Annotated in this window: 10 protein-coding genes; 3 read left to right on the top strand and 7 right to left on the bottom strand. The window is 46.2% G+C overall.

All coding sequences use genetic code 11. The features are described from left to right. Together A3756_RS16150 and A3756_RS16145 are read left to right on the top strand one after the other, a co-directional pair. A partial coding sequence (locus tag A3756_RS16150) for a polyprenyl synthetase family protein (RefSeq protein ID WP_197481340.1) occupies positions 1-438 on the top strand: 438 nt, incomplete at its 5' end. A gap of 65 nt (positions 439-503) precedes the next feature. Then, the gene (locus tag A3756_RS16145; RefSeq protein ID WP_068553926.1) at positions 504-2,015 is read left to right on the top strand and encodes a wax ester/triacylglycerol synthase family O-acyltransferase; all 1,512 of its coding nucleotides are present in this window, start codon (positions 504-506) and stop codon (positions 2,013-2,015) included. 49 nt (positions 2,016-2,064) lie between these two features. Here the strand turns inward: A3756_RS16145 and A3756_RS16140 are convergent, their stop codons facing one another. After that, positions 2,065-2,739, bottom strand: a complete 675-nt coding sequence (locus A3756_RS16140) for a DUF2057 family protein (RefSeq protein ID WP_068511384.1) — start codon at positions 2,737-2,739, stop codon at positions 2,065-2,067. A gap of 139 nt (positions 2,740-2,878) precedes the next feature. On the opposite strand from A3756_RS16140, the gene A3756_RS16135 reads away from it, so the two are divergent. Then, entirely contained in the window at positions 2,879-3,103 is a 225-nt protein-coding gene (locus A3756_RS16135; protein ID WP_068511382.1) for a DUF6316 family protein, read from the top strand. A 55-nt stretch (positions 3,104-3,158) separates the two neighbouring features. Here A3756_RS16135 and A3756_RS16130 read toward each other — a convergent pair whose 3' ends face one another. The 6 genes from A3756_RS16130 to A3756_RS16105 all read right to left on the bottom strand — a co-directional run. Beyond that, the gene (locus A3756_RS16130; protein ID WP_068511380.1) at positions 3,159-3,644 is read right to left on the bottom strand and encodes a phosphatidylglycerophosphatase A; all 486 of its coding nucleotides are present in this window, start codon (positions 3,642-3,644) and stop codon (positions 3,159-3,161) included. Beyond that, positions 3,637-4,599 carry a thiamine-phosphate kinase gene (thiL, locus tag A3756_RS16125; RefSeq protein WP_068511379.1) on the bottom strand — a complete coding sequence of 321 codons (963 nt, stop codon included), beginning with the start codon at positions 4,597-4,599 and terminating at the stop codon, positions 3,637-3,639. Before thiL ends, A3756_RS16130 begins: the two co-directional genes overlap by 8 nt. Before the next feature lie 24 nt (positions 4,600-4,623). Then, positions 4,624-5,103: a transcription antitermination factor NusB gene (nusB, locus tag A3756_RS16120; protein WP_068511377.1), complete on the bottom strand. Its 480-nt coding sequence runs from the start codon at positions 5,101-5,103 to the stop codon at positions 4,624-4,626. Then, positions 5,104-5,583, bottom strand: a complete 480-nt coding sequence (gene ribE / locus A3756_RS16115; protein ID WP_068511375.1) for a 6,7-dimethyl-8-ribityllumazine synthase — start codon at positions 5,581-5,583, stop codon at positions 5,104-5,106. 67 nt (positions 5,584-5,650) lie between these two features. Beyond that, positions 5,651-6,757, bottom strand: a complete 1,107-nt coding sequence (ribBA, locus tag A3756_RS16110; protein WP_068511373.1) for a bifunctional 3,4-dihydroxy-2-butanone-4-phosphate synthase/GTP cyclohydrolase II — start codon at positions 6,755-6,757, stop codon at positions 5,651-5,653. A gap of 84 nt (positions 6,758-6,841) precedes the next feature. Beyond that, a partial coding sequence (locus A3756_RS16105) for a riboflavin synthase (RefSeq protein ID WP_255376522.1) occupies positions 6,842-7,477 on the bottom strand: 636 nt, incomplete at its 5' end.

The raw sequence follows: 7,477 nt of genomic DNA, 5'->3' as shown, positions 1-7,477 counted from the left end.
GCGTCTCACTCTTCAGCTCTGCTTGCAAACGCAAGTACTGAGCAACAAGAAGCCTTAAAGGAATACGGCCTGCAGCTAGGCTTAGCATTCCAGCTGGTTGACGACATGCTGGATTACATTGGCGACGCCGAGACAATGGGCAAGAATGTCGGCGATGACCTGGCCGAGGGCAAACCAACCTTGCCGCTGATCTACACTATGAAAAACGGCAGTGAAGAAGAGCGAGTTCTAATTCGTAAAGCCATCCGTAATGGTGACGCAAGCCAGCTCGATGCAATCTGTATCGCTGTACAAAATAGTGGCGCGCTAGATTACACTAAAAAGCAGGCTGATCTAGCTTATCAAAAAGCATGCGACTGCCTAGGTACTCTTCCAGGCAGCGTTTATAAAGAAGCACTTGCTGGGCTGGCAAAGCTTGCAGTCCAGAGAGACAAATAAGTTATTCCATCGCACAAAGCTTCGATATACTATAAACATTAAAAGTATAAACATGAGCCTGATGAATGCAGCAGCTGTCCGAACTTGATTCTTCGTTTTTATATCTGGAAACCGAACACACCCCTCTCCACGTAGGTGGTGTTTTCGTATTCCAGCGCCCTAAAGGCGACAACACACTTGATTTTGAGCACTTTCAACGTGTACTCCAGTCAAAACTCGGGAATGAACCATTCTTTCGTGAGCGCTTAGTCGAATACCCTCTCAATCTAGACCTACCCGTCTGGACTGACGACCCGGACTTTGACGCCGCCCGACATATCAGCCACGACAAATTAAGCCAGAAAGAAACGCTACTCAATAGCGCAGCCGACTTTTTTAGTGCGCCGCTCGACCGGACTCGCCCTCTTTGGGAAGCTAGATATATTGAGGATTTGCAAGTTGACCCAAGCAAAAGCTACGAGCAAGAACACTTCGCTCTTCTGCTGAAGGTTCACATCGCAGCTATTGACGGAGTAAGTGGTGAAGATATTCTAAGCCAGTTAGTTCATGTCAGCCCTGAAGTGACAAAACCTGAATCAGATCAAGACNGGACACCAACCCCTCTACCCGACACAGGTTCCTGGCTAGGTGCAGCCTATAACAACGTATTTAATATTCCGGCAAAACTCACTTTACTGGCAAAAGACACGGCTGCCTCGGCATTTTACTCCGTTATCACCGAGCGCCTTTCCTCTCTCAACCTTCCATCTAGTCTGATGAAGGTTGCCGACACACCAATGAATCAAAAGATCAGCAAGTCTCGTGCGATCGAGAATATAGAGATTCCTCTCAATCAAGTAAGGTCGATTAAGAAAGGCCTTGGCTCAGTCACAACAAATGACGTTGTCATGGGGATCTGCGCCGAAGCCATTGCCAGCTATCTTAGAGATATGGAAGCCGAGTCCGAATCAGACCTTATTGCGCTAGCACCGATATCTGTTCGCTCAACAAGCCTCGACGTTAAGTCCGGAAACCAGCTAGCCGCCACATTATTCTCACTTGCTAGCACAGAGCAGGACCCGATAAAGCGAATTTGCATGATTCACAAGGCAGCAACCTTGGAAAATCACTACGACTCAGCAATATCAGCCAGCCACTTGACCGAACTCGTTCCCTCTTGCATTGCGGGACTGTCTGCACGAGTTTATTCTGAGTTTCTACTGGCACAGAAACATAAGCCGATGTTCAATTTACCGATCATTAACATTCCTGGCCCTCAATTCCCGCTCTACTTTGAAAATGCAGAATTAACACAATTTATTAGCACTGCGCCTTTATTTGACGGTATTGGTTTAGCACTGATGATTGTGAGTTATAACGGCAATTACAGTGTCACCTGCACCTACAACCCTGAAGCACTGTCCCTTAAGCAACCCTTTGAAAAATACTTTCAGACAGCGATAGAAACGATTCTAAGTAGCGAAACAGAAATACCAGATTGCACCGATATTGATCTGAGTGAGCCAAATACAAACAAGACTGGTTTTATCGAAGATGTTGCCGGCTTAGTCAGCAACATCTTTTGCGTAGGAAAATAGCGGCAAGCTGTAGAGCCAGCTCTTCGACCTAAGCCGACTTAGCGCTTTTTTACTCCTGAAACGCCCAAACCAAAAAGGCTTTTCTATCTTCAGTGCTAGTCTTCCCCCAAAGCTCTTTCAGCGAGACCAGACTGGAAGCAGCTTCACTTTTTGACTCACTCAAGCCTGAGTCGGCGCCAGTCACCTTCCCGGATACGAAAACCTTCTGATTAGCCGAGCTCTTCTCGGTATAGGGGACTGAAACAGCAAGCTCCTGCCCCACCTTATCAACAAGCGATGCAGAGAAGTTTGAAGCCAAGCTACGAGCCTCTCTGATATTATCCGCTTCGGCATATACAAAGTTATATGACTCCCCTGCCAGAGCATTAAACTCGAGCATCACTAACTGTGACTCGGTTTTCTCTGACCTACTATTTCCATTTGTCTGAGGACCAGGCTTCGCCCAGATACTTTCGTACTTGAATACAAGCTGGTTAAGACCGGCTCTCAGGCCATATTTTGTTTCAATATTACTTAACAGATAAGTAGGAACCTCTCGCCCATTAACAGAAATCAGACTTATATTTTCTGGAGCAAGCACTACCGCTAACTGATCCTGAGGCAATATATTTCCTTCGTAGGTTTGCACCACCTTATTTGAAGCAGAACAAGCACTCAATAAAACTAAACTTAACACTAAACCTAAAAACTTTGGCCTTCTTAAGCCTTGAAAAAATCGATACATAAACGCCTCTAAGTGGAAAAATAACTGACAGCATTGTGCCTCCAAGCACACCTCTTGGCAACAAATTGATTTTTCGGGAATTTGTTATACAGTTAAGTAAAATAACAACAACGACAAGTATTAATTGGAGGATACACCAATGAATGAACAAGCCGATCTTTCACACCGCACAGGCGAACAAGGGGAAATACCTTTTCGCAGCAGTCGCTTTTTCAGTGTTGGTAATAAGTGGTACTTTTCTACTCGTGAAGGCTTCGATAGCGGGCCTTATGCAAATAAAGAAAGAGCCCGGGATAGCCTGCAAAGCTTTTTAAAAATCATCAACAAACTGCCAGCTCCCTATACCAAAGAAACAGCCCATTAAAGCATTCTGCAAAGTGAACTAGCGCATTAAGAAATAATGCGCTAGAAATCGAAGTTCAGAACAAGCCCGGTAAGCTAAAATAGAGAACTTGCAGAATCACTAGAGCAAAAAGGCCAGCAATCACATCATCAATCATGATACCGCTACCACCATGGATATGCTGATCCAGATATTTAATCGGCTGCGGTTTCCAGATGTCAAAAACCCGAAACAGAATGAAGCCTAGTACAATAGGCAACCAGCCTTTCGGCGCGCCTATCATTGCTATCCAATAGCCAACAAACTCGTCCCAAACAATTCCGCCATGATCATGAACACCCAAGGCTTTGGAAGCTTTAGCACACAGCCAACAGCCAACAACAAAGCTCAGCACAATAACCACCAAGTACCACTCTAAGGCTAAATGCTGCAGCCATAAATAAGGAACAATCGCCATTAATGTTCCTGCTGTCCCGGGTGCCTTCGGTGCACAACCACTACCAAAACCAAAAGCAGCAAAGTGTGCCGGATTCTTTAAAAAACCTTGCGGTAACTTACTCAAAATGCTGAAACCCCTTTCTCTCTATTTCGACTTCCTGCTCACCAGAAAAGACCTTAACACCAAAACTCTTGGGCTCAACCCGCCCTATTCTAGTGAAAGCACTCGCCTCAGCCTTCGACTCCAATACCTGCCAACCTTCCTCAGGGATCGTAAAAAGTAACTCGTAGTCATCTCCTGCAGTCAGTGCCAGTAGCGCAGCTCTATCTTTAGAAAATTCACGCAATTCTTTCGACAAGGGCAAGGCGTCCAGGTCAATCCTTAGGCCACATGAAGAAGACTCAGCAATATGCCCTGCATCAGCTAGCAAACCATCCGAGATATCAATACAAGCACTCGCGTAGGGGGTGATCAATAAGCCCTCTGCAAATCTTGGCGTGGGAGCATAGTATCGACCCAGGAGGTATTCCTCAACGCCACTAAGCGCACTCTTATCCAGCAGGTCTAGCGCAGCACCCGCATCACCCAAGCACCCTGTCACAACCAACACCTCGCCTTCTGTAGCACCACTACGACGTAGCGCTTTGTCTTGAGCTGTAAAACCATGCACCTGAATACCAATAGTTAATGGCCCTCGCGTTGTATCTCCGCCCAAGAGGCTCAATTGATAACGCTCCGCCATATACTTGAGCCCCCTTGAAAAGCCTTCAAGCCAATCCGGGTCAGAATCAGGAAGCGTCAAAGACAAGGTAAAGAATGCTGGTGACGCCCCCATTGCAGCCAAATCACTCAATGACGCAGACATTGCTCGGATAGCCAATTGTTGCGGCGGTGCCGACTTGGGAAAGTGCCGCCCCTCAACCATAGTATCAAGTGAGAAGCACAGAGACTTATTCGCAGGAGGGTTAATGACAGCACAATCGTCACCTATACCCTGGTTAACGAGCTGCTTATCGATAGGCCCCACTCCTTCAAAATACCGTTTAATTATTTGGAATTCAGAAGGAGCAGATGGCATCGGATCAACTAAGTTGCTATAACACTAAGAGGGTTTATGACGTGTTTCAGCCGCGCGCAAACGCAAGGCGAGCTTATCAAGAATACTATTCACATACTTGTGGCCATCAGTACCACCGAATGACTTAGCCAGTTCAACAGCCTCATTAATAACCACACGGTAAGGCACATCAATGCGGTGCTTAAATTCAAAGACACCCATACGCAGAACATTCATCTCTACCGGGTCAACATCCACAATTGCGCGATCCAGAAAAGGCTCAATTGCCTGATCCAATTCTGTCACTTCTTTAGGTATACCGCTAAAGACTTCACGAAAGTAAGCCGAGTCGATACGATCAAAGTCATGATCGGTACGAAACTCTGCTTCTACCTGAGCAATACTGGAGCCGGAAATTTGCCACTGATATAGCGCCTGAAGAACCAACTTTCGAGCCTTCTTACGCTGTGCCGTTCCAGTTTTCTTTACAGGCTGACCGCCTGCGGCAGGGTTAGATTCGCTCACTTAAATACCTGACTGTTTAAATAGTTGAACCATCTCTAGAACTGACATCGCAGCTTCTTCACCTTTGTTACCCGCTTTGGTGCCGGCACGTTCAATCGCCTGCTCAATGGTGTCCACCGTCAGAACGCCAAAGGCAACAGGAATACCTGTATCCAATGATACGGCACCCAAACCTTTCACACACTCTCCAGCAACATACTCGAAGTGAGGCGTACCGCCTCTGATCACCGCTCCTAAAGCAACCACTGCGTCATACTTTTTAGTTTCAGCAACACGTTTCACGGCTAAAGGCATTTCAAATGCGCCAGGAATGCGGAATATCTCGATATCACTCTCATCAATACCGTGACGTACCAAAGAATCCACCGCACCTTCTAGCAAGCTTTCTACCACAAAGGAGTTCCATCGTGTCACGATAATCGCAAACTTTGCACCCGTCGTATCTCTAAAATCACCTTCATAGGTTTTAATATTTCGCATAAGACCTTTCTCTTTAGTATGTTACCGTTCTTAAAATTCGTTTCGTTTTATTTCAATAGCCACTTCATCAAGAAGCTGTATATGGAATAAATTCAACCACTTCCAAATCGAAACCTGAAATAGCTGAAAACTTAACAGGTGGATTCAATAGGCGCATTTTTGTCACGCCTAAATCACGCAAGATCTGAGAGCCTGTGCCCACTGTCAAATACGCCCCCGTTCCTGTCTGCGAAGGTGCTGGCTTGTTCACAAAAAATCCTGCCAAGCGTTCTTCCAAGTCAACAGCCGGGCCACCTAAAACTACTAAGGCGCCAGCGCCTTCTTCATTGATTCGCTCTAACGAATGCTGCATAGACCAACTCTGCGATCCTGGCACTTTAACACCTAAACTATCACGCAGGATATCAGGAGACTGAACCCGAATAACCGGCGCATCCACCTTTGATAAATCACCTCTTACAAACGCCATGTGAACATGACCTTGCAAGGTATCTTTATAAGTAATCAGATCAAATGTGCCATGCTCGGTCTCAACCTGATTCTCTTCTTGCTTAACAACGGTCTGCTCATTCAACGCCCGATAGTGAATCATGTCGGCGATTGTGCCAATCTTCAAATCATGCTCTTTTGCGAAGACTTCAAGATCAGGACGACGAGCCATAGTACCGTCTTCATTCATAATTTCGACTATAACTGAAGCCGCCTCAAAACCTGCCATACGAGCCAGATCGCAACCTGCTTCAGTATGCCCTGCTCGGCTTAATACACCACCAGGCTGCGCCACAATTGGAAACACATGGCCAGGCTGAACAATTTCACTTGGCTTAGTGTTACGTCCTACAGCTGTACGAATAGTGTGCGCACGATCAGCCGCTGAAATACCTGTTGTCACACCCGAAGCCGCTTCAATAGACACAGTAAAGTTAGTTGAAAACTGAGCATTGTTTGCGTGAGCCATCGGCGGTAAGCCGAAGAAGTCTGCCCGCTCTGCCGACATCGTCATACAGATCAAGCCTCTCGCATGTGTCGCCATAAAGTTAATATCTTCCGGACGAACCTGTTCAGCCGCAATCACTAGATCGCCCTCGTTCTCACGATCTTCATCATCCATCAATATAACCATTTTGCCTTGACGGATATCTTCAACTAATTCTTCTACGGTGTTGAGCTCCATTGAGCCTCCCCAGTGTTATTCATCTTAAAAGGCAGCGATATCGAAGGTGAAACGCTGCCTATTATTTAATACAGTGTAAAAGGTTTATCTTAAAAAACCATTTTGTGCCAGAAAGGCCTTATCCAAGTTGCCTTCCGTTTTCTGTTCAGTGACATCAGAAGAGCCTACCTGTAATAGGCGCTCAGCATAACGAGCCATCAAATCAACCTCTATATGAACTGATTGGCCAACCTGATAAGCGTCGATAGTCGTTTCGCCTGCCGTGTGTGGCACAATATTCAGCGAAAAGCCTTCTGCTAACAGCCCGGTTACCGTGAGGCTAACCCCATCAACCGTTACCGAGCCTTTGTTTGCAATATAGCGGCGAATTTCTTCTGGACTACGAATATCAAAACGAATCGAGCGTCCATCCTGCTTTCTGGCAAGCACTTGACCCACACCATCAACATGACCACTTACCAAATGGCCACCTAAACGTGTCGATAAAGTCAGCGCTTTCTCTAAATTAACCTTCGTACCCGCTTGAAACTCTTTGAGATTAGTATGCACCAAGGACTCTGCCGATACGTCTGCAGTAAACCCTTTTGAGTTCAAAGTTACTACCGTTAAGCATACGCCATTTACCGCAATACTATCGCCTAGCTTTACGTCCGACAGATCCAAATTGCCTGTCGAAATAGTTAAAACAAGGTCTCGCCCTTTTGATTCTGATCGCTCGAT

The sequence above is a fragment of the Oleiphilus sp. HI0086 genome, assembly GCF_001635225.1.
The sequence above is the reverse complement of the archived record's forward strand: the minus strand, read 5'-3'. Positions and strand labels throughout refer to the sequence as shown.